At 71.9% G+C, this 25695-nt stretch carries 19 protein-coding genes and 2 pseudogenes; 6 read left to right on the forward strand and 15 right to left on the reverse strand.

What is annotated here, in order from left to right; genetic code table 11:
* Positions 1-38 precede the first annotated feature (38 nt).
* The 6 genes from QMK28_RS06260 to QMK28_RS06285 all read right to left on the reverse strand — a co-directional run bounded on the left by QMK28_RS06260 (position 39) and on the right by QMK28_RS06285 (position 8006).
* Complete coding sequence (locus tag QMK28_RS06260; RefSeq protein WP_326435990.1) at positions 39-1070, reverse strand: BMP family lipoprotein; 1032 nt, start codon at positions 1068-1070, stop codon at positions 39-41.
* Between the two features lie 143 nt (positions 1071-1213).
* Positions 1214-2440: an amidohydrolase gene (locus QMK28_RS06265; protein WP_326436061.1), complete on the reverse strand. Its 1227-nt coding sequence runs from the start codon at positions 2438-2440 to the stop codon at positions 1214-1216.
* Positions 2441-2653: 213 nt separating this feature from the next.
* Positions 2654-3790, reverse strand: coding sequence for a hypothetical protein (locus QMK28_RS06270; protein ID WP_326436062.1), 1137 nt, complete (start codon positions 3788-3790; stop codon positions 2654-2656).
* Between the two features lie 255 nt (positions 3791-4045).
* On the reverse strand, positions 4046-4972 hold the full coding sequence (locus QMK28_RS06275) for an N-acetylneuraminate synthase family protein (RefSeq protein WP_326435991.1): 927 nt from the start codon (positions 4970-4972) through the stop codon (positions 4046-4048).
* A gap of 107 nt (positions 4973-5079) precedes the next feature.
* Positions 5080-6498, reverse strand: a complete 1419-nt coding sequence (locus QMK28_RS06280) for an acylneuraminate cytidylyltransferase (RefSeq protein ID WP_326435992.1) — start codon at positions 6496-6498, stop codon at positions 5080-5082.
* 167 nt (positions 6499-6665) lie between these two features.
* Positions 6666-8006: a DUF6716 putative glycosyltransferase gene (locus tag QMK28_RS06285; protein WP_326435993.1), complete on the reverse strand. Its 1341-nt coding sequence runs from the start codon at positions 8004-8006 to the stop codon at positions 6666-6668.
* Between the two features lie 187 nt (positions 8007-8193).
* Here QMK28_RS06285 and QMK28_RS06290 point away from each other — a divergent pair, with 187 nt between their 5' ends.
* The 3 genes from QMK28_RS06290 to QMK28_RS06300 all read left to right on the forward strand — a co-directional run bounded on the left by QMK28_RS06290 (position 8194) and on the right by QMK28_RS06300 (position 12115).
* Positions 8194-9171, forward strand: coding sequence for a glycosyltransferase family 2 protein (locus QMK28_RS06290; protein ID WP_326435994.1), 978 nt, complete (start codon positions 8194-8196; stop codon positions 9169-9171).
* Between the two features lie 161 nt (positions 9172-9332).
* Positions 9333-10811 carry a polysialyltransferase family glycosyltransferase gene (locus tag QMK28_RS06295; protein WP_326436063.1) on the forward strand — a complete coding sequence of 493 codons (1479 nt, stop codon included), beginning with the start codon at positions 9333-9335 and terminating at the stop codon, positions 10809-10811.
* Positions 10808-12115, forward strand: coding sequence for an acyltransferase family protein (locus QMK28_RS06300; protein WP_326435995.1), 1308 nt, complete (start codon positions 10808-10810; stop codon positions 12113-12115). Before QMK28_RS06295 ends, QMK28_RS06300 begins: the two co-directional genes overlap by 4 nt.
* 21 nt (positions 12116-12136) lie before the next feature.
* Here QMK28_RS06300 and QMK28_RS06305 read toward each other — a convergent pair whose 3' ends face one another.
* Both QMK28_RS06305 and QMK28_RS06310 read right to left on the reverse strand, forming a co-directional pair.
* Entirely contained in the window at positions 12137-13534 is a 1398-nt protein-coding gene (locus QMK28_RS06305) for a GntT/GntP/DsdX family permease (RefSeq protein WP_326435996.1), read from the reverse strand.
* Between the two features lie 112 nt (positions 13535-13646).
* Complete coding sequence (locus QMK28_RS06310) at positions 13647-14177, reverse strand: gluconokinase (RefSeq protein WP_326435997.1); 531 nt, start codon at positions 14175-14177, stop codon at positions 13647-13649.
* A gap of 147 nt (positions 14178-14324) precedes the next feature.
* Here QMK28_RS06310 and QMK28_RS06315 point away from each other — a divergent pair, with 147 nt between their 5' ends.
* Positions 14325-15026 (forward strand): FadR/GntR family transcriptional regulator, encoded by a 702-nt coding sequence (locus QMK28_RS06315; RefSeq protein ID WP_326435998.1) that lies wholly within the window; start codon positions 14325-14327, stop codon positions 15024-15026.
* A gap of 30 nt (positions 15027-15056) precedes the next feature.
* Here QMK28_RS06315 and QMK28_RS06320 read toward each other — a convergent pair whose 3' ends face one another.
* Entirely contained in the window at positions 15057-15737 is a 681-nt protein-coding gene (locus QMK28_RS06320; protein ID WP_326435999.1) for a TetR/AcrR family transcriptional regulator C-terminal domain-containing protein, read from the reverse strand.
* Positions 15738-15836: 99 nt separating this feature from the next.
* Between QMK28_RS06320 and QMK28_RS06325 the strand changes: the two are divergent.
* Positions 15837-16931 (forward strand): annotated as a pseudogene (locus QMK28_RS06325) (FAD-dependent monooxygenase); the annotation flags it as partial.
* 43 nt (positions 16932-16974) lie between these two features.
* On the opposite strand, the pseudogene QMK28_RS06330 reads toward QMK28_RS06325, so the two are convergent.
* Together QMK28_RS06330 and QMK28_RS06335 are read right to left on the reverse strand one after the other, a co-directional pair.
* Positions 16975-17523, reverse strand: a pseudogene (locus tag QMK28_RS06330) (amidase family protein); the annotation flags it as partial.
* A 197-nt stretch (positions 17524-17720) separates the two neighbouring features.
* Positions 17721-19328, reverse strand: a complete 1608-nt coding sequence (locus QMK28_RS06335) for an acyl-CoA mutase large subunit family protein (protein WP_326436001.1) — start codon at positions 19326-19328, stop codon at positions 17721-17723.
* 277 nt (positions 19329-19605) lie between these two features.
* On the opposite strand from QMK28_RS06335, the gene QMK28_RS06340 reads away from it, so the two are divergent.
* Entirely contained in the window at positions 19606-20505 is a 900-nt protein-coding gene (locus tag QMK28_RS06340; RefSeq protein ID WP_326436002.1) for a L,D-transpeptidase family protein, read from the forward strand.
* Positions 20506-20830: 325 nt separating this feature from the next.
* Here QMK28_RS06340 and QMK28_RS06345 read toward each other — a convergent pair whose 3' ends face one another.
* From QMK28_RS06345 to QMK28_RS06360, 4 genes are all read right to left on the reverse strand, one after another.
* Complete coding sequence (locus QMK28_RS06345; RefSeq protein WP_326436003.1) at positions 20831-22027, reverse strand: hypothetical protein; 1197 nt, start codon at positions 22025-22027, stop codon at positions 20831-20833.
* The gene (locus QMK28_RS06350; protein WP_326436004.1) at positions 22027-22746 is read right to left on the reverse strand and encodes an RNA polymerase sigma factor; all 720 of its coding nucleotides are present in this window, start codon (positions 22744-22746) and stop codon (positions 22027-22029) included. The genes QMK28_RS06345 and QMK28_RS06350 overlap by 1 nt, the downstream gene beginning before the upstream one ends.
* A 379-nt stretch (positions 22747-23125) precedes the next feature.
* Positions 23126-23671, reverse strand: a complete 546-nt coding sequence (locus QMK28_RS06355) for a hypothetical protein (protein WP_326436005.1) — start codon at positions 23669-23671, stop codon at positions 23126-23128.
* Between the two features lie 171 nt (positions 23672-23842).
* The gene (locus QMK28_RS06360) at positions 23843-25561 is read right to left on the reverse strand and encodes a family 20 glycosylhydrolase (protein WP_326436064.1); all 1719 of its coding nucleotides are present in this window, start codon (positions 25559-25561) and stop codon (positions 23843-23845) included.
* Positions 25562-25695: the final 134 nt, after the last annotated feature.

Below are 25695 nucleotides of genomic sequence, written 5' to 3' on the forward strand. Positions count from 1 at the left end.
CGCCCCCGCCCGCGCGGTCGGTCAGGGGCGCTGCGGGGTCACGGGGTGTCGCTGACCTTGACGTCGCCGTCCGCGATCTTCTTCTTGACCGCGTCGATCTTCGGCTTGATGTCGTCGATGAAGCCGCCCGAAGTGGAGAGGCTGACGCCGTCCTTGTCGAGGCTGTACGCGGTGGTGCCGGTGAGCGGCTTGTCGTCCTTGACGCTCTTGATCAGCTCGTACACCGCGACGTCGACGTTCTTCACGACCGAGGTGAGGATCGAGTTCTTGTACTTCGCCAGTGCCGTCTGGCGGTACTGGTCGGAGTCCACGCCGATCGCCCAGGCGCCCTTCTTGGCGGCCACGGCCTCGATCGAACCCGCACCGGACAGGCCCGCCGCGGTGTAGATCACGTCGTTGCCCTGGTCGAGCATTCCCTTGGCCTTCTCCTTCGCAGCGGCAGGGTCGTTGAAGCCCTTGTCGTTGTTCGGGTAGAGGTACTGGGAGGTGACCTTCGCCTTCGGGTCGGTCGCCTTGACGCCCTGCTCGAAGCCGGCCTGGAACTTCTGGATCAGGGCGTTGTTCACGCCGCCGATGAAGCCGACCTTGTGGCTCTTGGACTTGAGCGCGGCGGCGACGCCTGCGAGGTACGAGCCCTCGTGCTCCGCGAAGACCATGCTGTTGACGTTCTTGCCCGCGACCACCGAGTCGACGACGCCGAACGAGGTCTTCGGGAAGTCCTTGGCGACCTTGGCGACGGACTTGCCGTAGTTGAAGCCGACCCCGATGACCGGGTTGTAGCCGGCCTCGGCGAGGGAGGTGAGCCGCTGCTCGCGGTCCGCCTCGGTCTCGTTGTTGCGGGCGGTCATCATCTTGCCGCCGACCTTGAGCTCCTTCTCCGCCTTGTCGAGGCCACGGGCCGCCGACTCGTTGAAGGAGTGGTCACTACGGCCGCCCACGTCGAACGCGAGGCCGACGCCCTTGGACTTGCCGTCGGAGGAGTCGGTCGAACTCTCCCCACAGGCGGTTGCGGTGAATGCGAGAGCGGCGGTGGCGACACTCGCGGCTGCGATCTTGGATACCCGGCGCAAGAGGACTTCCCCTTCAATGAAAGCGCCTCTTACGGCGCTGGCTTCGCCGCATCGTAACGCGCGTAGATGTCAGATAAAGGGCTGCTCTGAAGCCGTTATCGGATCGACGCGAACCTGTCTTGACCGTGATCCCGACGGCGTCTTTACAGACGGTGGCCATCGAGCAACGCAGCGGCGGTGAAGAGCTCCACGCCCACCTTGATCGCGCCCTCGTCGACGTCGAAGTCACCGCAGTGCAGATCCCGCCGGGCCGCCTCGCCGACCGCGTGCACCGCTCGTACGCCGAGCCGGGCCATCGCGCCGGGGACGTGCTCCAGATACCAGGAGAAGTCCTCGCCGCCCAGGCTCTGCTCGGTGTCCTCGATCGAGTGCTGGCCGAGTCTGGCGGCCATCGCGTCGCGCAGCAGCTCGGTGGCGGCCGGCTCGTTGACCACCGGCGGGACGCCCCTGATGTAGTTGATCTGCGACTTCGCGCGGTGCAGCGTGGCGACCTCGTCGATCGCCGCGTGCACCAGATCGGGGGCGGCGCGCCAGGCGGGCAGGTCCAGGCAGCGGACCGTTCCGGACAGCTCGGCGTGCTGCGGGATCACATTGCAGGCGTGCCCGGCCTCCAGCCGCCCCCAGGTCAGGGCCAGCCCGGCGCGCGCGTCCACCCGGCGGGCGAGCAGCGCGGGCACCTCGGTCGCCACCTTGGCGGCGGCGGTCACCAGGTCGGTGGTCAGGTGGGGGCGCGCGGTGTGGCCGCCCGCGCCGTCCAGGGAGACTTCGAGCCGGTCGCACGCGGAGGTGATCGGACCGGGGCGCAGCCCGATCCGGCCGACCTCGACCCGGGGGTCGCAGTGCACCCCGACGATCCGGCCCACGCCTTCCAGCACCCCGGACTCGATCGCGTCGGGCGCACCTCCCGGCAGCACCTCCTCGGCCGGCTGGAAGATCAGCCGGACCGGCTGCGGCAGCAGGCCCTCGCGCGCCAGCCCGGCGAGGACCAGGCCCGCGCCGAGCACGACGGTGGTGTGCACGTCGTGGCCGCAGGCGTGCGCGCGGTTCGCGACGGTGGAGCGGTACGGGACGGACTTGGTGTCCGGGATGGGCAGCGCGTCGATGTCGGCCCGGAGGGCGAGCATGCCGCGGGCGGGGGTGGCTGGGATGGCGGGGACGGGCTCTCCCTCTCCTGCCGAGCCGGTGCCGATGTCGCAGATGAGGCCGGTGCCGATCGCGAGGACCCGGGGTTTGAGGCCCGCCCGCTCCAGCCTGGCCTTCAGGGCCGCGGTGGTGCGGAACTCGCAGTTGCCCAGCTCGGGGTGCATGTGCAGGTCCCGGCGGAACGAGATGAGTTCGGCGCGCAGCTCATCGGGCAGCGCGCCCGGCATTTCCGCGGCGCTGTCGTCGGCTTCGGTCTCGCGGGACGTCAATTGCTTCACCCTCTGAAGGGTAGAGCGCACCGGTGGGCAACCGGGCCTCGATCAATAAAACTTCAGCCCGTTAGGGGAAGGGAAAGTGGGTTGCGCGGCGCATGACCTCTCGCACAGATGGGTATGCGTGTCCGAATCGCCACTCTCTGTATGCGGCCCGCGCGCGGGCCTTCAGCTCGCCGAGGCCGGTACGGACGACAGCCGGGTGATGTCGCGGGCCGAGCCCGTGACGCCGGACAGGAACCCCTGGGCGCGGGGCGAGGCCGTGTCCGTCAGCCACTCGGGGTCGATGTCGCAGACGGCGACCTTGACCTCGGTGCCGGCGAGTGCCAGCGGCAGGGTGTGCACGACGGTGGACGGGAAGCTCAGGATCGTCCGGCCTATCGGGCCGCGCCGCGCGATGAGTTCGAGGGGCAGGTCGGGCCGCACGATCTCCAGCCCGGTGCGGGTGGTGATCCGGTGCAACTTGTCAGGGCTCTCCCTGCGGTGCGCGAAGTAGCGGGTCGCGCCGTGGTCGCGGGCCAGCGTGGCGACCGCGTCGAGGTAGTGGTCGAGATCGACGACTCCGGTCTCCACCAGCGAGGTGCCGACCAGGTCGGTGCCGCGGGTCAGCCGCGGCGGGCCGAACCGGGCGCGGGTCCAGGCGAAGTCGTTCGCGGTCACCTCTATACCGGGCGGCGGCTCGACGGGCATCGAGGTGAAGACCTCCCCCCGGTGGCGCGGCGTCGGGGTGAGCCGACGGCGCGCGATGGCGGACACCGGCGCGTACAGCAGTCCGAGCGCCCCCCGGCCGCCGCGCCCGACCCGGTGCCAGCGCACCAGCCGTTCGCCCTTGGCCAGTTGGGAGACGAACTCCATGGTGGCGGTGCCGTCGTCGACCACGACGAGGTCGTGCGCGGTGGTGAGGGTCAACAGGAGTTGAACGTAACGGGAGAACGGGTCGCCGATGACCACCCGGCGCGCACGGCGCAGGGCGGGCGTGAGCCCCTTTATCGTGCCCAGCGGCGCACTCGCTCCGCCGCGCGCCTCCTCCCAGCGGACCGTGATCCCCTCGTCCCTGGCGAGTTCCACCATGCGGCGGAGCTGGCCCCGGGTCATCGGGTCGTGCGGTGAGAGCACCACCACAGTGAGGTCCGCGCCGGTTCCGGTGCCGGTGCTGGTCCGCGCGGCGTCCGGCCCGTACACGTCCTCGCGGCTCGCCCGCTGGGCGTCCGCGTACGCCCACTCCAGGACGTTGAGCAGTTGCACCGGGCTCTCGACGAACGCGAGGGTGCCCCCCGCGGCCCGGGGCTCACCGCGCCCGGACAGTCCCCGGAAGCGGCGCGCGGCAGTCGATGAGAGCTGCTCGCGCGACGCTTCCGGGAGCGGGCCCGCGGGCCCGTCAGGTGTGCTCACCGAGATCCACCTCGTGTTCTCGTTCGTAGCCTTGTCTTTGCGGCCTTCGCCTTGTCTTCACAGCCCTGCCGGGTCGGACGCGGCGGATCGGACGCGGCCGGGTCTGACCGGATGCGACCGGACCCAGGTCGGTCCTGGGCGGACCGCCGCAGGTCTGACCGCAGCCGGTCAGACCGCCGCCGGCTCGCGGTCGTTGCCCTCGGCGACGACGCCGGCGACGCGGCGCAGCTTCTTCATCGGGCCGAGCTCGCTCTCGTAGACCTTCTTGACGCCGTCGCCCAGCGACTCCTCGACGACGCGGATGTCGCGGACGAGCCGGACCAGGCCCTGCGGCTCGACCGAGGCGGCCTGGTCGGAGCCCCACATGGCGCGGTCCAGGGTGATGTGCCGCTCGACGAAGGCGGCCCCGAGGGCGACCGCGGCGAGGGTGGTCTGCAGGCCGGTCTCGTGGCCGGAGTAGCCGATCGGGACGTTCGGGAACTCGGCCTGCAGGGTGTTGATCACGCGCAGGTTGAGCTCCTCGGCCTTCGCCGGGTACGTGCTGGTGGCGTGGCAGAGCAGGATGTTCTCGCTGCCCAGCACCTCGACCGCGTGCCGGATCTGCTTCGGGGTGGACATGCCGGTCGAGAGGATGACCGTACGGCCGGTGGCGCGCATGGCGCGCAGCAGCTCGTCGTCGGTGAGGGAAGCCGAGGCGACCTTGTAGCAGGGCACGTCGAACTTCTCCAGGAAGGCGACCGACTCGACGTCCCACGGGGAGGCGAACCAGGCGATGTCGCGCTTCTTGCAGTACTCGGCGATCGCGCGGTAGCCGTCCTCGTCGAACTCGACGCGGTGGCGGTAGTCGATGTACGTCATCCGGCCCCAGGGGGTGTCGCGCTCGATCTGCCACTGGTCGCGCGGGGTGCAGACCTCGGGGGTGCGCTTCTGGAACTTCACCGCGTCGCAGCCCGCGTCGGCGGCGGCGTCGATCAGCGCGAAGGCGTTCTCCAGGTCGCCGTTGTGGTTGATGCCGATCTCGCCGGTGATGTAGACGGGGTGGCCAGGACCCGCGGTCTTCGTGCCGAGGGTGCGCAGGCGGGTGGCGTTGCTCATCAGGGAGGTTCCTTTTCCTGGAGGTACTGGAGATATCCGGGTGGCGCTGGTGATGTGGGTTGGGTCGAGGGGTTCCGGGACGGGGCCGGGAAGCCGGCCCGGCCGGGCTACAGGGCGGGCCCGAGAATCCACGCGGCGATCTCGCGGATCGCGCCGTCGCCACCGGGAGTGGAGGTGACGGCGCGGGCGGCGCCGCGCACGATGTCGTGCGCGTCGGCGACCGCGACGGGCCAGCCCACGAGGCCGAAGCAGGGCAGGTCGTTGACGTCGTTGCCGACGTAGAGCACCCGCTCCGGCGCGATGCTCTGCTCCTCGCACCACTGCTTGAGTGCGAGGTCCTTGCGGTCGATGCCATGGAGCACGGGAACCCGCAGCTTGCGGGCGCGTGCGGCGACGACCGGGTTCTGTTCCGTGGACAGGATCAGCAGCGCCAGCTCCGCACGGCGGAGGGCTGCGATGCCGAGTCCGTCGCCGCGGTGCACGGCGACCATTTCCCGTCCATCGGAGTCGACCAGCACCCTGTCGTCGGTCTGGGTGCCGTCGAAGTCGATTACCACCGCGTCGATGTCGTCACGGGTGGGGAGCGCGCCGGGGCGCGGGGCGTCCAGCAGGGGCGCGAGGACGCGGGCGCGGGCCAGGTCGCCGGGCTCGTCGATCTCCAGGACCCTGGCCGGGTCGGTCCGTACGAGCTCGGTGCGGCCGAAGAAGCGGTGCCGCGCGTCGCGGAAGCCGTCGGCCCGCATCGCGTAGGCCGCGCCGGTCTCCAGGAGGTCCTGGGGGCGGTCCTGCCTGCGCGGGCGGTACGACTTGTCGTGGTTGACGCCCATGCCGCCGCTGACCGGCGCGACGGGTGCGACCGCTGCCGGGGCGGGCGCCGGGGCGGTTCCACTCGGCTCGGGGACGCTTCCGGCCGGGACGCTTCCACTCAGCGCGGGGACGGCGCTCAGGGCCGGGGCGATGTGCGCGGCCGGAGTGTGCGCTGCCGGGGCGAGGGCCTCGTCGGCGTTCAGGTCGTCCAGGCCGTCGTCCGCGTCGCGCCAGACGAAACCGTGGAAGGGGGCCACCGTCAGGGCCGTGTCGGCGCCGGCTTCGAGGACGGCGGCGGCCACCCCGTCGATGTCCTCGCGGACGATGAAGGGGCTGGTGCACTGCACCAGCAGGACGACGTCCATGACCGCGCCCTGCAGCGCCTCGTGGGCTTCCATGGCGTGCAGCACCGCGGCCTCACTGGTCGCCGTGTCCCCCGCGATGGCGGCGGGGCGCATGACCACATCGGCTCCCGCGCCGCGTGCGGCGGCGGCGATGCCGGGGTCGTCCGTGGAGACGACGACGTCCGTGACGAGCCGGGTAGCGCGGCATTCCCGTACGGCGCGCGCCACGAGCGGCACGCCCCCCACCGCGGCCAGGTTCTTGGCGGGCACGCCCTTCGACCCGCCGCGGGCCGGGATCACCGCGAGGACGCGGCCGGCCCTGGGTGCGGTGGCTGTCGGGACACTCCCTCGCCCGGAGGACTCCGTGCTGGACATGGCGGCTCCATCGGTAGGGGCGCTGAGCGCCGGCCGTGAACGTGCGGACTGTGCGGAACGTGCGGGCTGGGCGGACTGGACGGACTCCGCTACAGCGCCGCCGGGAGCGCGCGCTGCGGCGCCGGAAGCGGGCGCGCGCACGGCGGCGCCGGGCGCGGGGACGGCGCTCACAGCTCCCCCATCCGGCGGATGACGGGGGCCACGCGCTGGACGCCGTGCCGGTAGGTGCCGCGCGCCGCCTCCCGCAGGGCGTTGCGGACGGCCAGCCGGACCCCGGAGACCTCGGCGGCCGAGGTGTCCGAGCCGGGGCGCGGCGCGCCGTCCGGGCCGAGGCCGTGCCGGGCCAGTACGCCGGGGAGGTAGCCCGGCGCGGTGACGGGTGTGTAGTAGGGAGCCGGCGGCGGGAGTTCGGCGGCCGCGGCCAGTTCGGCGACCCGGTCGCGGGCCACGTCGAACGCCGTCTCGTATCCCCCGCTCTCCGAATGGGCCGCGACGCCCTGCCTGCTCAGCCATTCGGCGGCCGGGTGCGGCCGGTGCCCCGCGTCGAGCTGGTCCCAGGAGGCGAGGCAGCCGGAGCCGAGGAAGTGGTGGTTGCCGAGCGTCTCGCGCACGCCCAGGTCGGTCAGGACAGCGGTCGGGATGCCCCGGTGCAGCGATTCGAGGGCGGCTGTGGAGCTGACGGTGACCAGCAGGTCGGTGCGGTCGAGGACGTCGCCCATGTGTCCGTAGACCAGTCGGCAGTTGGCCGGCAGGCCGTCCGGCAGCTTGGCGGTGAGCTTCTGGTAGGGCAGTTCCTCGATGTGCGTGGTGTGCTCGCCGGGCTTGCTGCGCAGCTTGATCAGGACTTCCCGGTCCGGGTGCCGGCGGGCGTGCTCGACGGCCCGGCGCAGCAGGTACGTACGGTCGGCGCGGCGGTCCGGCACGGAGGGCTGGGCGGCGAAGACGACGGTGTGCGGACGGCCCTCGCGCGCCCCCTCGTCGTACGGCGCGCCCCCCAGGAAGGGCAGCGCGCACTCGACGACGCTCTCCGTCCCGGCCCCTACACCCGCGTAGACCTCGCGGAAGCGGTCCGCGTCGTGCCGGCTGTTGGCGAGCACCAGGTCCGCGCCGTGCCGCAGCAGCAGCCCGTCGGCGAGTTTTTCGTAGACGACCCCTACATAGCCGGTCGCGACGACGGGCCGCCGCCCGGCGGCCTCCCGCCAGGCGTGTCCCAGCCCGTGCAGCATCGCCTGGACGGCGCCGCCGACACAGGAGAGCACGAGCAGGTCGCAGTTCGTCCGGTCCAGGGACCGGACGAACTCGACGCCTGTGACCTCGCGCAGAGAGTCCGCCCCCACCCCGACCTCGTCGAGTTGGCGGACCGTTGGCGTGGCGCGGCCGCGTAGGAGGTACCCGTCGAGCCGGGCCCCCGGTGCGAGGCGGCGCGCGGTGAGCGCACCCCATTTCCACCGGGTGTCCGAATCGGCGAGTACGGCTACTCGCAGCTGAGAAGTGGTACGTGATGGCACATCGAAGACGCTAGAAAGCGATTCCGAGTGACGGCCCAACTCAGCCGCAACAGCGGGTTAACAACAGGTCGACGATTAACGATTCGAGCCATCGGAAGGGCTGGTTAACCATTCCGCCATTCGTCGTTCACCCACGAGACCCCTACCGGCCAAGACGAATCACGGCCGGACACCTAACGTCACCCAGGTGGTTAAGCTCTCCGTCATCGTGCCGTTCTACAACGTGCAGACATACGCCCCTGACACGCTCAGAAGCCTGCGTGCGAACGCGCGACAGGACTTCGAATTCATTCTCGTCGACGACTGTTCGACCGACGGGACTCCGGAGATTCTGGACCGCGCCGCGCGGGACCTGCCGGGCGCCGTCGTCGTACGGCACGAACAGAACGGCGGTCTCGCCACCGCCCGTAATACCGGCCTCGACGCGGCTCGCGGCGAATACATCACCTTCCTCGACGGCGACGACTGGCTCGCGCCCGGATATTACCGGGAACTCCTCTCTTCCATAGAGGAGTTGGGGTGCGACTTCGTGCGCACGGACCATGTCCAGTGCATCGGCAGGACCCGTACGATCCACCGCGTCCCGCACGGCAGGCGCGGGGTCGTGATGCGGCCGCGCGAGGTGATCCTGCCCGCCGACCGCAGCACCCCCGTCGACTACGCCTACGCCTGGGCCGGCATCTACCACCGCCGGCTGCTGGACGACGGGCTGCTGCACTTCCGGCACGGCCTGCGCACCGCCGAGGACCGGCCGTGGATCTGGCGGCTGCACCGCGAGGCGGAATCCTTCGCCGTCGTCGGGCTGCTCGGCGTCTTCTACCGGCGCGGGGTGGCATCCTCGCTGACCCAGATCGGGGATGTGCGCCAACTCGATTTCATTCGCGCCTTCGATCAGGTGATCGAGGAAACCGCGCGGGACGTGGACGCCGATCAATTGCTGCCCAAGGCCATCCGCACCTACTGCGCGATCATTTCCCACCATCTCGGCAGCACGGAGAGGTTTGAACCAGCCGTGGCACGTAAGTTGCGCGCGATGAGCGCGGCCGCCCTGAAGCGAATGCCACAGGGCGTACTCAATGACGCGCTCGATTCCATGGACCTGGAACGCGCCGTGCGGCTGCGCCGCCTGCGCCGCCGTCCGACCACCGGCGAGGTGGCGGCCTGATGACCGCCCGCGCGCCCGACCCAGCACCCGGCTCCACGCCCGACTCCACGCCCGATCCCGCACACGGCACCGCGAATAACAGCACCCCGAACAGCGGCGCCCCGGACGACACCCCGGGCGGTGGCGCACAGGACGCGCCGCGCGCCCTCCCGCGCGCCACCCTGCGCGGGCGCGGGCGCACCCAGATCTTCTTCGCCTCGACCCTCTACGGCGTGGCGACGCTCGCCGCAGCCCTCGACGCGGACTGCTTCCCGGCGGCCGACCGTCGGCTGCTGCTGGTCAGCAACAACTCCACGACGCCCGAGACGACGCCCGGCCTGGAGGAGATGCCCGGCTTCGAGCGGCTGCGTCCGCGCTTCGACCGGGTGTTGTCCTGGAACGAGACGATCAGCCCCTTCCACCCCGGCGGCTGGGGCCCGCGCCTCAACGACGCCCCGCTGTGGGAGCGGCACCTGCGGCTGCTCTGGGGCCTGGGCGACGACGAGATCGAGATCGCCGTCGAATCCATCCAGGTCAACCCGGCACTCGCCCTCGTCCAGCTCTTCCCCTCCGCACCCATCGACGTCTACGCCGACGGCCTGATGAGCTACGGGCCGACCCGCAACAAACTCGACCCGCTGGTCGGCACCCGCATCCGCCGCCTGCTGCACCTCGACCTCGTACCGGGGTTGCGCCCCCTGCTGCTCACCGAGTTCGGCGTCGAGGCGCAGATCGTGCCCACCGAACGCTTCACGGCGGTGCTGGCCGAACTGGCGGAGCTGCCCGAAGCGCCTGAATCGCGCGAAACGCAGGAATTGCCGGAAACGCGGGAAGCGGACGCGCCGGCGGGGGCAGCCGGGGCGGACCGGGCAGCACGCCCCGACGCCGGCTACCCGGACCTCCCGGAGATCGACTCGCCCGCGCTGCTCATGGGCCAGTACCTCTCCGCGCTCGACATCCTGAGCGCCGAGGAGGAGGAGCGGCTGCATGTCACGATGCTGCGCGGCGCGGTCGACCTCGGCCACCGCCGGATCGTCTTCAAGCCGCACCCCACCGCCCCCGCCCGCTGGTCGCGGATGCTGGAGCAGGAGGCCGTGACGCTGGGGGTCGAGCTGACCGTCGTCGACTCCCCCGTGCTCGCCGAAGTGCTCTACCAAAGGATGCGGCCCGCCCTGGTGGTCGGCTGCTTCTCCACCGCGCTGCTGACCGCGACCACGCTCTACGCCCTGCCGGTCGCCAGCACCGGCACCGGACTGCTGCTGGAGCGGCTCAGCCCGTACCAGAACAGCAACCGCGTCCCGGTCACCATCGTGGACGCGCTGCTCCCGCAGCTGGACGACCGTGCGGCCGTCCAGAGCTGGACCGGGGAGACCGTGGCGCAGACGGGCCGGCAGCTGTCCGGCCTGATCGCCGCCGTCGGCTTCGCGATGCAGCCGCAGATCTACCCGAACCTGCGTCCCGCCGCCGAGCGCTATCTCACCACCAGCCTCGACGCCCGCACCTGGCACTACTTCAAGCGCCGCAGGCTCACCGCACTCGCCCTGCCCGGCGCGGTCCCCTCGCAGCTGGCCTTCCTGCCGCGCAACGCCACCGTCCGCCGGGTCGCCCGGCGTGCGCGCGCCGTACAGCGCACTCTCAAGAAGAGGGCCGCTTTCGGATGACGGTCGGCAACACCGCGCTCCAGCCGCCGCCCGAACCGGACGTTTCCGGACCGCAAGGCCCCTGTGACACCCGCGCTCCCCTGTCCACCCGTACCGCTGTGAACAGCCGCGATTCCCCCACCGGCGGCACAGGAACGGCTACCGCCACCGACCCCGCCACCGACCCCGCCACCGACCAGCACAGTGACCGCGCGCAGCTCACTCCCGGGGCGCCCGGGACCCGCCGCACGCCCCCCGTCCGGCTCCGCGCGCTGGACGGGCTCCGGCTCCTCGCCGCCCTCATGGTGGCCGCGTACCACTACGGGGGCCGCGACGGGGAGATCAGCGAAGCCTGGGGCTCCTCCCCCGGCCGGCAGTTCCCCTCCCTCTCCCAGCTCTTCGCCTACGGCTGCCTCGGCGTCCAGATCTTCTTCATCATCAGCGGCTTCGTGATCTGCATGAGCGGCTGGGGCCGGCCGCTGCGCCACTTCTTCGCGTCCCGCGTCTCGCGCCTCTTCCCCGCCTACTGGGCGGCGGTCATCCTGGTCACAGCCGTCTTCGCGCTGCCCTGGATCGCGTACGAAGCGGTGTCGCCCAGCGACGCGCTCGTCAACCTGACGATGCTCCAACAGCCGCTGGGCGTGGACCGGGTGCTGGGCGTGTGCTGGACGCTCTGGGCGGAGGTGCGCTTCTACGCCCTGTTCGCGCTCTTCGTCGTGCTCCCCGGCGCGAGCCGGCAGCGCGTCGTGCTCTTCTGCGCCCTGTGGACGCTGGGCGCGGCCATCGCCGCGACCGCGGACCTGCCGGTCCTCGACATCGTCCTGATGCCGGAGTACGCCCCGTTCTTCATCGGCGGCGTCGGCCTCTACCTGATCCACCGGTTCGGCCATGACGTGACCGCGTGGGGCATCGTCGGCTTCAGCTGGCTGCTCGGCCAGCATTACGCGGTGGACCGGCTCTGGCACCCGCCGGACCCGGACTACTTCTCCTACCGCTCCTCGCTCACCATCGTCGCCGTGGTCACCCTGGGCTTCGCGGCCGTCGCCGCCGTGGCCCTCGGCAAGCTGCGGTGGGCCGACTGGCGCTGGCTGACGGTCGCGGGGGCCCTGACCTACCCGTTCTATCTGGTGCACGAGCACCTGGGCTGGGTGACGGTCGCAGTACTGCACCGCGGCCTCGGCCTGCCCGCCTGGCTGGTCTTCCCGCTGACGATCGGCACGATGCTGCTGCTCGCCTGGCTGCTGCACCGCTTCGTGGAGCGGCCCCTGGCGCCGAAGGTCAGGAACGGGCTGCTGCGTTCGGCGAAGACGAGCGGTTCTGGGTAACGGGGGCTGCCCCGGCTGGAGCTAGAGGATGAGCGAAAGCAGCAGGACGAAGACCAGCGAGACCACCGAGATGATCGTCTCCATCACCGACCACGTCTTGATCGTCTGCCCGACGTCCATCCCGAAGTACTCCTTGACCAGCCAGAAGCCCGCGTCGTTGACATGGCTGAAGAACAGCGAACCCGCACCGACCGCGAGGACCAGCAGCGCGACATGGGTCGTGCTCATGTCGGCGGCGAGCGGCGCGACGAGTCCGGCGGCCGAGATGGTGGCCACCGTCGCCGAGCCCGTGGCGAGCCGGATGCCGACCGCGATCAGCCAGGCCAGCAGCAGCGGGGAGACGGCCCAGCTCTCGGAGAAGTCCAGGATCATCTGGCCCACGCCGACATCGATCAGCGTCTGCTTGAAGCCGCCGCCGGCGCCGACGATCAGCAGGATGCCGGCGATCGGGACGAAGGACTTCTCGACGGTGATCGCGAGCCGGTCCTTGCGGAAGCCGGCCGCCCTGCCGAGGGTGAACATGGCGACGATCACGGCGGCGAGCAGCGCGATCAGCGGCGATCCGATGACGTCCGTGACCCGCTGAACGGTGTTCTTCGGGTCATCGATAACGATGTCGACGAGAGCCTTGGCGAGCATCAACACGACCGGCAGCAGCACCGTCGAGACGGTGGCGGCGAAGCTCGGGCGGTGCTTGAGGTCCTCCGAGGGGCGCTCGGGGACCAGGCCCTCCGGCGGGGCGATGTCCACCCAGCGGGCCGCGACGCGCCCGAAGAGCGGTCCGGCGATGATCGCGGTCGGCACCGCGATCAGCACGCCCAGCGCCAGCGTGACGCCCAGGTTGGCGTCGACCGCGGAGATCGCGGCGAGCGGGCCGGGGTGCGGCGGCACCAGGCCGTGCATGACGGACAGGCCCGCCAGCGCGGGGATGCCGACGCGCATCAGCGAGTAGTTGCCGCGCTTGGCGACCAGCAGGACGACCGGAATCATCAGCACGATGCCGACTTCGAAGAACAGCGGCAGACCGATGATGCCCGCGATCAGCACCATCGCCCAGGGCATCGTCCGGTCGGATGCCTTGGCGAGGATGGTGTCGACGATCTGGTCCGCGCCGCCGGAGTCGGCGAGCAGCTTCCCGAGGATCGCGCCGAGCGCGATGAGCACGCCGACGCCGGCGACCGTGGAGCCGAGGCCGCCGGTGAAGCTCGCGATGACCTTGTCCAGCGGCGCGGACGCGACGGCTCCGAGCGCCAGCGAGCCGATGGTCAGGGAGAGAAAGGCGTGCAGCTTGAACTTGGTGATGAGAAGAACGATGACGGCGATACCGACGAGGACGGCGATACCGAGCTGCGCATGACCTGCCGAAGTGATCGGTTCGGCGGTGTCCGCTGCCAGCATCTCGACGCTGAGACGTGTCACGGCGGGTTCCTTAGTACGGGAAGGAGCACGGGAAGGAGTACGGGAATGCGGGGGCGCGCGGGGGCGCGTGTGCGGGGGTGAGCGGCGCGGAAGCGCGCGGTACGGGGACCGGCTACGCCGGGCGGGCGGACGGCTCGGGGTCAAGCCGGCGCAGCGCGGCGACAGCGCGCTCGGCGATCTCCTCGGGGGTGCCCGTCACGTCCACGGCCACGCCCGCCTCGTCCGGCCCGAGCGGCTGGAGCGTGGCGAATTGCGAGTTCAGCAGGGCGGACGGCATGAAGTGGCCCTTGCGCTCCGCCATCCGGCCGGCGATCAGTTCCCGGTCGCCGGTGAGGTGGAGGAAGAGCAGGTCAGGGGCGGCGGCGCGGAGCCGGTCGCGGTAGATCCGCTTGAGCGCGGAACTGCTCGCCACACCGCCTTGCCCGGCCCGGTTGTGCGCCCAGGCGCCGATGGCGTCGAGCCAGGGCTCCCGGTCGGTGTCGTCCAGCGGGATGCCCGCCGACATCTTCGCGATGTTCGCCGGGGGGTGGAAGTCGTCGCCTTCGGCATACGGGACTCCGAGTTCGGCCGCCACCAGCGGACCGATCGTGGTCTTGCCGGTGCCGGCGACTCCCATCACCACGATGACGTGGGGGGTACTCATCGCTACCTCGCTGTCTTCGTTGACATCGGTGTTTCGTTGACATCGGTGTGTCGCCCCACTGAAACCTATTGAGTACGACGTGTTCAAGAGGCTGTGACGCAAACGTCATACTTAATATTTCCCAGCGGCGGACCATAGGGTGAGGCCATGACAATCCAGCGGCAAGGACTCCACGCGCGCGTGCTGGAATCCCTCGGGCCCTCGATCACCGCCGGCGAGTACCCACCGGGGACCGTTCTGCGCACCGACGAGCTCGAACAGCGCTTCGAGGTCTCGCGCACGGTCATCCGCGAGGCGATCCGCGTCCTGGAGTCCATGCACCTGGTCGAGTCCCGGCGGCGGGTCGGCGTGACCGTCCGCCCCACCGAGGAGTGGAACGTCTACGACCCGCAGGTCATCCGCTGGCGGCTGGCCGGCGCCGACCGGCCCCGGCAGCTCCGCTCGCTGACGACGCTGCGCTCGGCGGTCGAACCCGTCGCGGCCGGCCTGGCCGCCGAGCTCGCCACCCCGCAGCAGTGCGCCGACCTCACCGAACACGCGCTGGGCATGGTGTCCACGTCACGCGGACAGCAGTTGGAGGCGTACCTGCGCCACGACATCAAGTTCCACCGGGTGATCCTGCGGGCGTCCGGCAACGAGATGTTCGCGCGGCTCGGCGATGTCGTCGCCGAGGTACTGAGCGGCCGAACCGAACACCACGTCATGTTCACCGACCCGGACCCGGCCGCCGTCACCCTGCATGTGCGGGTCGCGGAGGCGATCCGGTCGCGGGACGCGGAGCGCGCGGAGCGGCTGACCCGCGAGATCGCGGTCGGGGCGCTGCACGAACTCGACGTCCTGGCCCCGTAGGGCCGCCGGCCGGCACTGTAGGGCCGCTCGCTAACGGGGGGCCAAGGTCGCCGCGATGCCCGCGACGACGACCCGCAGCCCTTCCGCGAACCCCTCGTCGTACCCCGCGAACAGCTGCCGCCCCGCCCCGGCGAGCAGCGGATACCCGGCGAGCCGCAGCTCGCGCTCCTCCAGGTCGATCCCCGGGGCGTCGCTGCCGGGGAGCGGCTTCGAGGACTGCTCTTCGATGACGAAGCCGATGGTGTAGCTGTACGCCGTCGACCAGGCGCGGACCGACGCCTCGGGCGTGAAACCGGCGTCGGTGAGCATCCGCAGATAGGCGTTCATCGGCTCGGCGTAGCTGTTGCCGGTGAAATGCGTTCCGCTGTAGACCCGAGCGCCGTCCCGGTACTGGAGCAGGTTACGGCGCATCGTGTGCAGCATCGCGGTGAAGACGCGCTGCCAGTCCTGCCCGGCGGCGGCAGGGTCCGCCGCTTCGCCCGCACCGGTCAAGGACTCCGGAACGCCCGCGTCGGCCGTCATGCGGCGCAGCATCTCGGTCGCCATCTCGTCGAGCAGCGCCTGCTTGTTCTTGAAGTGCCAGTAGAGCGCCGGGGCCTGCACGTTGAGCTCCTTGGCGATACGACGCAGGGACAGCCCTTCGAGGCCCACCTCGTTCAGCAGCCGCAGCGCGGTGTCCGCCACCTGCGCCCGGTCCAGTCGTGTCGCCATGCGGCCATCCTCCCAGTCGGCGTCCGACGCTTGACTATTTAACACCGTTAAGGAGACTCTGGAGACATCGGGCTTAACAACGTTAAGGAGCAGGGAGGGATGACAACTGCGACAACCCCCTCGACCGGGGCAGACACGACTGCCACGACTGCCACGCCTGGCGCGCCGGACACGACCGCTCCGGCGGGCGCGCCGGCCGTGCTGATCGTCGGCGCCGGGCCCACCGGGCTGACGCTGGCCTGCGACCTCGCCCGCAGGGGCGTCCCGTTCCGGCTGGTGGACGCGGCGGCGGGCGGCTTCCCCGGCTCACGCGGCAAGGGCATCCAGCCGCGCACCCAGGAGGTCTTCGACGACCTCGGCCTGATCGAGGCGGTGCGCGCGGCGGGCTGCCCGCTGCCGATGATGCGCGGCTGGAAGGACGGCAGGACGACCGGCGACTGGTACATGAACGAGCGCGGCGAACCGACGCCCGGCATCCCGTACGCCGAGGGGTGGATGGTCCCGCAGTCCCGCACCCAGGAGATCCTGCGCGAGCGGCTGGCGGCGTTGGGCGGGGCGGTCGAGTTCGGCACCGCGCTGAGCGGATTCGCCCAGGACGGGACGGCGGTCACGGCCGCCCTGACCCACGCCGGCGCCGCCGGAACCGCGCGGTTCCGCTACCTGGTCGCGGCGGACGGCGGGCGCAGCACCGTACGCAGGGTCCTCGGCACCCCCTTCACCGGGCAGACCGTGGACACCCAGCCGATGCTGGTCGCGGACCTCGACATGCCCGGACTCCCGCGTACGCACTGGCATGTCTGGCCGGAGGCTCCTGGCGGCGCGGTCATGCTGTGCCCGCTGCCCGGCACCGAGGCGTTCCAGCTGTTCGCGCGCTTCGACGGCGACGCCGAGCCCGACCCGGATCCGGCGGCCGTACGGGCCCTGGTCGCGGAGCGGGTCGGGCTGCGGGCGGGGACGGTGCACTGGTCGTCGCCGTTCCGGGTGCGCGCGGCGATGGCCGAGCGCTTCCGCGACGGCCGGGTCTTCCTGGCGGGCGACGCGGCGCACATCCACTCCCCGGCCGGCGGCCAGGGCCTCAACACCAGCGTGCAGGACGCGTACAACCTGGGCTGGAAGCTCGGCCAGGTGCTGCTGCACGGCGCGCCGGAGGGCCTGCTGGACTCGTACGAGAGCGAGCGGATGCCGGTCGCGGCGGACGTGCTGGGCCTCAGCACCCGGCTGCACCGGGGGAACAACGAAGATGCGTCCAGGCGGCGGGGATGCGGACCGAACCGGCGCCGTCGGAGCCGAGGGCGGCCGGTACGAGTCCGGCGGCGACGGCCGCCGCCGCGCCGCCCGAGGAGCCGCCCGGCGTGTGCCCGTGGTGCCAGGGGTTACGGGTGTCGCCGAAGGCCGGCCCTTCGGTGAAGGGCCACTGGCCGATCTCCGGGCTGTTGGTCTTGCCGACGATGACCGCTCCGGCGGCCCGCAGCCTGCGGACGGCCTCGCCGTCCGCGGTCTTCGGCGGGAACGCCCCGGTGCAGCCGAAGGCCGTCGGTTCGCCCGCCACATCCGTGTCGTCCTTGACGGCGATCGGCACGCCGAGCAGCGGCGACCGCTCGCCGGCCGCCAACCGCCGGTCCGCCGCGTCCGCTTCGTCGAGCGCGGCCTCGACCCGCACCCGGCGGAAGGCGTTGAGCGTCGGCTGGGCGGCCTCGATGCGCGACAGCGCCCGCTCGACGAGTTCCCGCGAGGACACCTCGCCGTCCGCCAGCGCCTTGGCCTGGCCGTTCAATCCCCTGGTCATCGTGTGCCCCCCCTTGCCTCGATGCTCTCTCCGGGCCGCTGAGGCCCGCTCAGCCACACCCAGCCCCGCTCGGCCACGCGCCGGCGGGACGGCGCACTCCCCGCGCCACACCCTCGCGCCGCGCGCCGGGCGCGAGCGCCCCGAGCCACCCCGCCACGCGCGCCCTCCGCGCCCGCCCCCTGCGCCCACCCGACGCGTCAGAACACGTCGGTCGGCACATACGTCCCCCACACCTCCCGCAGCGCGCCGCACACTTCGCCGACCGTCGCCCGCGCGGCCAGCGCGTCCTTCATCGGGTAGAGGACGTTGGCGCTCTCCCCGTCGCTCTCCGCCGCCTTCTTCAGCTCGGCCAGGGCCGCGTCCACCGCCTCCTGGTCGCGCTCGGCGCGCAGCGTCGCGAGCCGGGCGGCCTGCTGCGCCTCGATGGCCGGGTCGACGCGCAGCGGCTCGTAGGGCTCCTCCTCGTCCAGCCGGTAGCGGTTGATGCCGACGACGACGCGCTCGCCCGCGTCCGTCTCCAGCGCGATGCGGTAAGCGCTGCGCTCGATCTCGCCCTTCTGGAAGCCGCGTTCGATGGCGTTGACCGCGCCGCCCATGTCCTCGACCCTGGTCATCAGCGCGACGGCCGCCGCTTCGACCTCGTCGGTCATCGACTCCACGACGTACGAGCCCGCGAAGGGGTCGACAGTCGCCGTCACATCGGTCTCGTAGGCGAGCACCTGCTGCGTCCGGAGCGCGAGCCGCGCGGACTTGTCGGTGGGCAGCGCGATGGCCTCGTCGTAGGAGTTGGTGTGCAGCGACTGGGTTCCGCCGAGGACGGCGGCGAGGCCCTGTACCGCGACGCGCACCAGGTTGATCTCGGGCTGCTGGGCGGTGAGTTGCACGCCCGCGGTCTGGGTGTGGAAGCGCAGCATCAGCGACTTGGGGTTTTGCGCGCCGAACTCGTCGCGCATCACCCGGGCCCAGATCCGGCGCGCGGCGCGGAACTTGGCGACCTCTTCGAGGATGGTGGTGCGCGAGACGAAGAAGAAGCTCAGCCGGGGCGCGAAGTCGTCGACGTCCATGCCGGCCGCGACGGCGGTGCGGACGTACTCGATGCCGTCGGCGAGGGTGAACGCGATCTCCTGCGCGGGTGTGGCCCCGGCTTCCGCCATGTGGTAGCCGGAGATCGAGATGGTGTTCCACTTCGGGATCTCGGCCTTGCAGTACTTGAAGATGTCGGCGATCAGCCGCAGCGAGGGCTTGGGCGGGAAGATGTACGTGCCGCGGGCGATGTACTCCTTGAGCACGTCGTTCTGGATGGTGCCGGTGAGCTTGCCGGCCGGTACGCCCTGCTCCTCGGCGACGAGTTGGTACATGAGCAGCAGCAGCGCGGCGGGCGCGTTGATCGTCATCGAGGTGGAGACCTTGTCCAGCGGGATGCCGCCGAACAGAATCCGCATGTCGTCGATCGAATCGATGGCGACCCCGACCTTGCCGACTTCGCCGGAGGCGATGGCCGCGTCCGAGTCGTGGCCCATCTGGGTCGGCAGGTCGAAGGCGACCGACAGACCCATGGTTCCGTTGGCGATCAGCTGCTGGTAGCGCGCGTTCGACTCGACGGCGGTGCCGAAGCCCGCGTACTGCCGCATCGTCCAGGGGCGGCCGGTGTACATCGACGGGTACACGCCCCGCGTGTAGGGGTACGCCCCGGGCTCGCCCAGCTTCTCTTCGGGGTCCCAGCCGGCGAGCGCGTCGGGGCCGTAGACCGGCTCGACGGGGAACCCCGACTCGGTGGATCGGCCACTGCCCGGTTCGCGCGCCATCGTTCCATCCTCCGGTGTATCGCCGCCGCCGTGTCCCCTGCGGGACCGGTCCGCCCCGGAACCGTTCCGGAAACAGGAACCGTTCCGGGACCCGGCCGACGTGTTACTGACAAGTAGTCGGTCAACCTGGCCACGGACTGTAGCGGCGGGCGGGCACGCCGTGGAGACCGGCGCGCTGGGACCTTGCTCACAGCATGACTCGCCGCCCCCGAGGTTCGCCGGACGGCGGCGCCGGGAAGCACTGGGAGGGGAACAACAGCGATCCGGGGGCACCGTCATGAGGCAGCAGTCCACGCGTGGGTCCGCGAAGGAACCGTCCGGCATACGCACAGCGACCGCCGCGGTCGCGCTCTTGGCCGTACTGGCGCTGGTCGCGGGCTGCGAGACGCAGGTGACGGCGGCGAGCGGCTCGCCCACTCCGGCGCGTACGCCGACGAGTGCGCCCCCGTCGCACGCCAGGAGCGCGACACCGAAGCCCACGCCCAGCCGCGAGCGGCCCACCACCCACTCCGCGCCCCCGCCGCGCTCGAAGCCGTCCCCGCGCCCCGCGCCGGCCGTCATGGCGACCGGCGCGCGCAGCGAACAGGTCCGCGAGCTACAGGCCCGGCTGCGTCAGCTGAGCCTCTTCGACCGCAATCCGACGGGCTTCTACGGCTCGATCACCGCCGCCGCGGTCTCCTCCTTCCAGCGCGACCGCGGCCTGCCGCGCAGCGGGCGGACCGACGCCGCCACCTGGCGCACACTGCGCGGCCTGACGAAGCAGCCGTCCCGCGCGGCCCTGCGCCCGCCGACCAGCCTGCCCGTCACCAAGCCCGACCCGCGCTGCCTGCACGGCCGCGTGCTGTGCGTCAGCAAGAACAGCCGCACCCTTTCCTGGATGAAGAACGGCAGGACGGTCTCGTCGATGGACGTGCGCTTCGGCTCGCAGTACACGCCGACCCGCGAGGGCGCCTTCCAGGTGGACTTCAAGAGCCGCCACCACGTCTCGACGCTCTACGACACCCCGATGCCGTACGCGATGTTCTTCAGCGGCGGCCAGGCGGTGCACTACTCGGCGGACTTCGCGGCCCGTGGCTACAACGGCGCCTCGCACGGCTGCGTCAACGTCCGGGACCTCGGCAAGATCTCCGCGCTGTTCCAGCAGGTACGGGCCGGGGACAAGGTCGTCGTGTACTGAGCCCGGCCGGGGGCCGGGTCGGGCCGGGAAACCCGGCGGAGAAAGAGGCGCGGGCAGGGCCGGGGGAACGTACCCCGCCCGCGCCATACGCGCGAGCCCGAAGGTACGGGGGGAACCCCGGGCTCAGCGCTGCCGATGACCAGTCGGCACATTCCCTTCAGCGCCGGGGCCGCCAAAAACGTCACACCTGAGGACGAAGAGTTGGTTCATCGATCAACTTCACACGGGGAATCGCGCTCCGCCCGCGTGCCCGAGCGGTCTCGATCACGGCTCGGGGCTCAGCGCGCAGGCCTTGTTCTCAGGGCTCAGGTACGGCACTCAGGGCTCAGCAGAGCGCTGTGGCGTGGCCTGCGTGAGTGACCCGGGTGACGCCATGAGTCGCGGGAGCCGCCGGAGTGCCGCTCGGGGGAAGGGCCGTCGCGGAAGCCGTGGGCGAGGCCGGAGCGGAACCGCCCGAGCCGCCCGAACCCCCGGAGCCGGAGCCGCCCGAGCCGCCGCTGTCACCCCCGCCGTCACCGCCGCCCGGCAAATGCCCGCCGTCTCCGTGGCCCCCGTCTCCGCCGCTTCCGCCGCCGCTGTCCGCGCTGCCGCCGCCACCGCCGGCGACCCGGCCGCAGAACCGGCGCACTCCGTCCGAGCCGCCCGCCAGCCGCTCAAGTCTTCGCTTCGCCTTCGGCTCGACCGAGCTTCCGTCTTCGTACGTCCCGGTCGGGTACGCGCGGCACAGCTCCAGCACCAACTGGCGTCGTTTCGCCTTGTCCGCACCACCCCAGGACGGGCCGTCGCCCTTGTCCCAGTCTCGCCCGGCGTCCCCGTCGTCGTGCTTCCCGCCGTCCGGCGAGGCGCTCGCGCCGGGAGCGCCGCCGGCCGTGTCCCGGTCCTGATCCTGCTCGTCGTCCCGGTCGCTGTCCGGTCCGGCGGAGCCCGACGGGCTGCGGGAGGGTTCGGCGGGCGGCGGCTCGTCGTCCGGCCCCTGCTTCGAGGCCGACGGTCCGGGAGAGCCCGCGACGGAGACGCTCGACGCGGGCCCGGGGTCGCCGCCCCGGTGGGTGAACGGGGTCGGCAGCACGCCGGTCCCGGCCGCGACCGCGACGCCACCGAGCGCGCACCCGGCCAGCACCACCGCGAAACCGACCCGGAAGGGGCGGCCGATGCCCCGGACGCGCTCCTCGGCGCGCGCGAACCGGCGCCCGGCGCGCGACTGCTCCGCGCGCGCCGTCCGGAACGCGGCGAGTGCGCCCGCTTCGCCCGGGAGCTCACCCGCCCCCACCAGGTCTCCGGCGCACACCGAGGCGTCCGGGCGGCAGGAGCCGGTCCGTCCGTCCGGTCCACGCGCGTCACGTCCGGCGGGTCCGCCCGCGCTGTCCACGGCGGGAAGGGGCGCGGCGGAGGCCGCGGAGGCGGCTCTCAGCGCGGCCGAGAGCCGTTCGGCCCCGGCCAGGCCAGGCCCGTCGACCGGCTCACCACGCAGCAAGCACTCCGCAACATCCTCATCCAGCCAGCTGTACCGGTCGTCGGCCATCACATGTCCTTCTGCGTCCGCGCAACGGATTCCGTCACACCGGCCGATGTCACAGTGATCGAAGTAGTCGTCCGGGGGGCACGCCGCGCGGGCACCGCCGGGGCGCCGCCCACAGCCGCGTCGCCGTCTGTCTCCCATGCCCCGTCCACGGTCTCCACGTCGAGCAGATCCGCCAGTTTCCGCAGGCCACGGTGGGCCGCGGTGCGCACCGCGCCGGGCCGCTTGCCGAGTACGCCGGCCGCGCTCTTCGCGTCGAGCCCGACGACCACCCGCAGCACGACGGCCTCGGCCTGGTCCTGCGGGAGCTGGGCGATGAGCGCGAGCGTGCGGCCGGTGCCGAGCGCCTCCATGGCCTCGCCCGCCGTATCCGACGCGCCCGCCTTGTCGGTCAGCTCGGACTCGTCGCCGCCGATGGCCGGGCGCCGCCCGCGCATCCGTATGTGGTCGAGCGCGCGGTTGCGCGCTATGCGCGCCGCCCAGCCCCGGAAGCGGTCGGCGTCGCCGTGGAAGCGGCCGAGGTCGCGCGTTATCTGCAGCCAGGCTTCGGAGGCGATGTCCTCGGCGTCCGGTTCGCCCACCAACGTCCTGACATATCCGATCAGGCGGGGATGTACGGCGCGGTAGACCGCTCGAAAAGCGGTCTCATCGCCGTCTTGCGCCGCATTCAGCGCGGCGGTCAGCTCCGCGTCGTCCCCCTGCACGCCCTCATCCTGCCCCATGGGTCGGCCACCCGGTTCAGCGGCCACCAGCGTGCCCGCTCCGGCGCGGAAGCAGCACGCTACGGTCTGCGGCGCGCTCACGTCCATGTCCGTACGCCGTGCGACCCCGGAGCCACCAGCCGCCACGGCCGGTGTGACACAAAACGCGTCCCCGGCGCTGTAGTGAATACGTGGTCGTTCGCGGCCCCGTACCGGACGACGGCCGGGGTCTCTCCTGTGGGGGGTGGCGACCCCGGCCGTCCTTCGTTCGGACGCGGCGGACACGTCTGAAACGTCCGACACATCGGACACGTCGAACACGAAGGACGGCGCAGCGCCGCCGCCGGGCCCGCGCTCGGACCTCCGGTCCCGCCGCTCAGACCGCCCCTCGGGCCACCTCTCAGACCGTCTCCTGCGCCGCGCGCCCGCGCTCCCGGCGCGAGACGGCGGCGCCGAGCACCCGCTTGCCCTCGTTGGAGAGGTCGAGAACCGTACGCAGAGCGCCGCCGCTGCTGGCGTCCAGCGTTTCCAGCGCCGCCAGTATCCGTAGCTGCCGACGGAGTTCGCAGTCCGCCAGCGGCGTGATGTCCGGATTATCGCCGTCCAGCAACCGGTGCAGGTCGAGTGCGGCCGTCGAGCACGCGACCGCCCAGGCGCGGAGATCCGGCAGAGCGCGGGCAACGGCTACCAGCGCGACCGTGTCCAGGTCCGGATCCGGGTCCAGCGGGCCAGCGCCGAGTACCGCCCGGAGCGCGCGCAGGGGCGCCTCCTCCAGAGCGTCCGCGTCCCTGTCAGCGCCCCTGTCTGCGGCCCTGTCAGCGCCCTCCGCCGCGGCTTCGTTCCCCGCGCCCCCCGCGGTCGGCGGCAAGCAACGGTCCAGGCAGGCCACCGCGCTGATGGCCAGACCTCGTTCATCGGCTCGACCGAGCAGTTCTTCGAGGCTCATGACATCTCCACCCGCGTGCGTCGGCGCCCGCACACTGCGGGGCCTGTGCTCTGACAGCGCCCCGACGGCCCAGATCGTCACACCACTCACCCGGCGCGCACGCACTTCGCGCACGCCCCACCTGAAGCGTCAGCGCCCCGCGCGCACCGGGACCGCGCGCGCCGCGCCGCGCTACCCCCGCTCCGTGGCGCGGGCGAGCCCGGTGAACTCCGACCAGCTCAGAGCCGGTTCGCCCGGCTCCCACAGCTTCTGCGCGAGCGCCCGCAGCGGCATCCGGATGCCACGCGTCACCTGGTCCTGGGTCTGGGCGCCCGCAATGTCGCACCAGACCGCGAACCGGCCGCCGAGCACCCGGTCGGGCCCTGCCATCGAGGCGGGCACCGGCTTGCTGCCGCGCAGGACGGCCGGCGTCCACTGCCGGTAGATCCGCTCGCCCGTCGGATAGCGGAAGGTGTTGGGTTCGCCGAGGACGTAGTAGAGGTACGCGTCGTTGAGGTTGACCACCTTGCGGCCCTCGCGGAGGTACTCCTGGGGCTCGCGCGCGCCGAGTTCCTTGCCCGTCCAGTACTCGACCTCACGGTCCCGGTGCGCGGCCACCACCCCGCCGCGGAAGAAGCCGTCGTTCCACGCCTTGGGCCGCCGGTCCAGCTTGCGCAGCACGTCGGAGCGGTCGTTGAGCCAGCCGGTCGCGAGGTCCTGGACCTTGGCCTTCGGGCCGTACTTCGCGCGGGCCGCGGCTGCGAGCCGGGGGAAGGACGCTTCGGGGTTCTTGACGGTCAGCGCCTGGTACTCGTCGCCGCCCAGATGCCCGTACGCCTCCTGGCCCGGCAGCCCGGGGAAGAGCGGCGCGTACTCGCGCAGCAAGTCGTCGACGATCCGCGCGGCCTCGGGCCGGGCGATGTCGACGGCGCCGCGCACGGCGGAGCCGGAGGTGTTCTTGAGTTGCAGCCGCGGGTGCGCCCGGATGACGGCGCCGAGGTGGCCAGGCGAGTCGATCTCCGGGATGACGGCGATGTGCAGGCCGCGCGCGAGCGAGACGATGCGGCGCAGCTCGGCCTTGCTGAGGTGCTGCTCGGAGACGATCTCCGGGTGCGAGGAGCTCTCCAGCCGGAATCCCTGGTCGTCGGAGAAGTGCAGTTGCAGTTGGTTGAGCTTGAGGTCGGCCATCTCCCGCACCCGGGCTTCGATCCAGCCGGCCGTGAAGTGCTTGCGCGCGATGTCGAGCGACAGGCCGCGCTGCGGGCGGTCCGGACGGTCGCGGATCGTCCCGGCGCGCAGCTTGCCGTCCGCGCGGACGGCCTGGAGCACGGTCCGGGTGCCATAGAAGACCCCCGCTTGGTCCGAACCGGTGATGCGGACCGTTCCGTCGCGCACCGTCAGCTCGTACGCCTCGCGCCCGCCGGACCGGCCGGGGTCGATGGCGAGCTGCACATCGCCGCGCTCGGCCGGGCCGGCCGCGTGGCCCGCGTCCAGTTCCTTGGCGAGCAGCCGGGCCTCGTCGGCGAGCGGGCCGTCCGGGTCGGCGATGACGCGGGTGCCGGCGGCGGGCCGCCACTCCGCTCCGCCGGACCAGGTGTCCGCCGGGGCGGGCGCGAAGGCCCGTACGGACGGGATGGTGCGCGGCGCGGCGGGGAAGGCGGGCTTGGGGGCCGAGGCGGTGCGTCCGCTGCCGCTGCCCTGCCCGCCCCGCCCGTCCGGGCTCTGGGCGGCGGGGCTCTGCGCATCCGGGCTGCGGGCGTCCGAACCGCGGGTGTCGGGCGGGTGGGCCTGGGAGCCGTCCGAGCAGCCGGTGAAGACGAGCAGCGCGACAACGGTGGCCGACGTCGTGAGACCCCGCACGGACAGCCCCGCCGGCAGCCCACCCTCCCTCCGCGGCCGATCGGCCCGCATCCACCGCGTAACCCTCGTTGACCACAGCGCGTTGAGCAGCAATCGCAGCATCGGCATATGCCTCCTGTTCGGGCGAAGGTAGTGCCCAGGACCGGTCTTTTCGTCCACCGCACGCGCGAAAACTCTCTCGACCG

The organism is Streptomyces sp. H27-D2 (genome assembly GCF_035828615.1).
GTDB lineage: Bacteria > Actinomycetota > Actinomycetes > Streptomycetales > Streptomycetaceae > Streptomyces.

Excerpts from the sequence above, each read along its gene's own strand:
- QMK28_RS06265 (WP_326436061.1), bottom strand. The coding sequence starts at position 2,440 with ATGCCGGGCGCGCTGCCCGATGAGCTGCGCGCCGAACTCATCTCGTTC.
- QMK28_RS06360 (WP_326436064.1), bottom strand. The coding sequence starts at position 25,561 with ATGCGGGCCGATCGGCCGCGGAGGGAGGGTGGGCTGCCGGCGGGGCTG.
- QMK28_RS06335 (WP_326436001.1), bottom strand. The coding sequence starts at position 19,328 with ATGGCGCGCGAACCGGGCAGTGGCCGATCCACCGAGTCGGGGTTCCCC.
- QMK28_RS06345 (WP_326436003.1), bottom strand. The coding sequence starts at position 22,027 with ATGGCCGACGACCGGTACAGCTGGCTGGATGAGGATGTTGCGGAGTGC.
- QMK28_RS06315 (WP_326435998.1), top strand. The coding sequence starts at position 14,325 with ATGACAATCCAGCGGCAAGGACTCCACGCGCGCGTGCTGGAATCCCTC.
- QMK28_RS06355 (WP_326436005.1), bottom strand. The coding sequence starts at position 23,671 with ATGAGCCTCGAAGAACTGCTCGGTCGAGCCGATGAACGAGGTCTGGCC.
- QMK28_RS06340 (WP_326436002.1), top strand. The coding sequence starts at position 19,606 with ATGAGGCAGCAGTCCACGCGTGGGTCCGCGAAGGAACCGTCCGGCATA.
- QMK28_RS06300 (WP_326435995.1), top strand. The coding sequence starts at position 10,808 with ATGACGGTCGGCAACACCGCGCTCCAGCCGCCGCCCGAACCGGACGTT.
- QMK28_RS06275 (WP_326435991.1), bottom strand. The coding sequence starts at position 4,972 with ATGAGCAACGCCACCCGCCTGCGCACCCTCGGCACGAAGACCGCGGGT.
- QMK28_RS06320 (WP_326435999.1), bottom strand. The coding sequence starts at position 15,737 with ATGGCGACACGACTGGACCGGGCGCAGGTGGCGGACACCGCGCTGCGG.
- QMK28_RS06350 (WP_326436004.1), bottom strand. The coding sequence starts at position 22,746 with ATGGGGCAGGATGAGGGCGTGCAGGGGGACGACGCGGAGCTGACCGCC.
- QMK28_RS06280 (WP_326435992.1), bottom strand. The coding sequence starts at position 6,498 with ATGTCCAGCACGGAGTCCTCCGGGCGAGGGAGTGTCCCGACAGCCACC.
- QMK28_RS06310 (WP_326435997.1), bottom strand. The coding sequence starts at position 14,177 with ATGAGTACCCCCCACGTCATCGTGGTGATGGGAGTCGCCGGCACCGGC.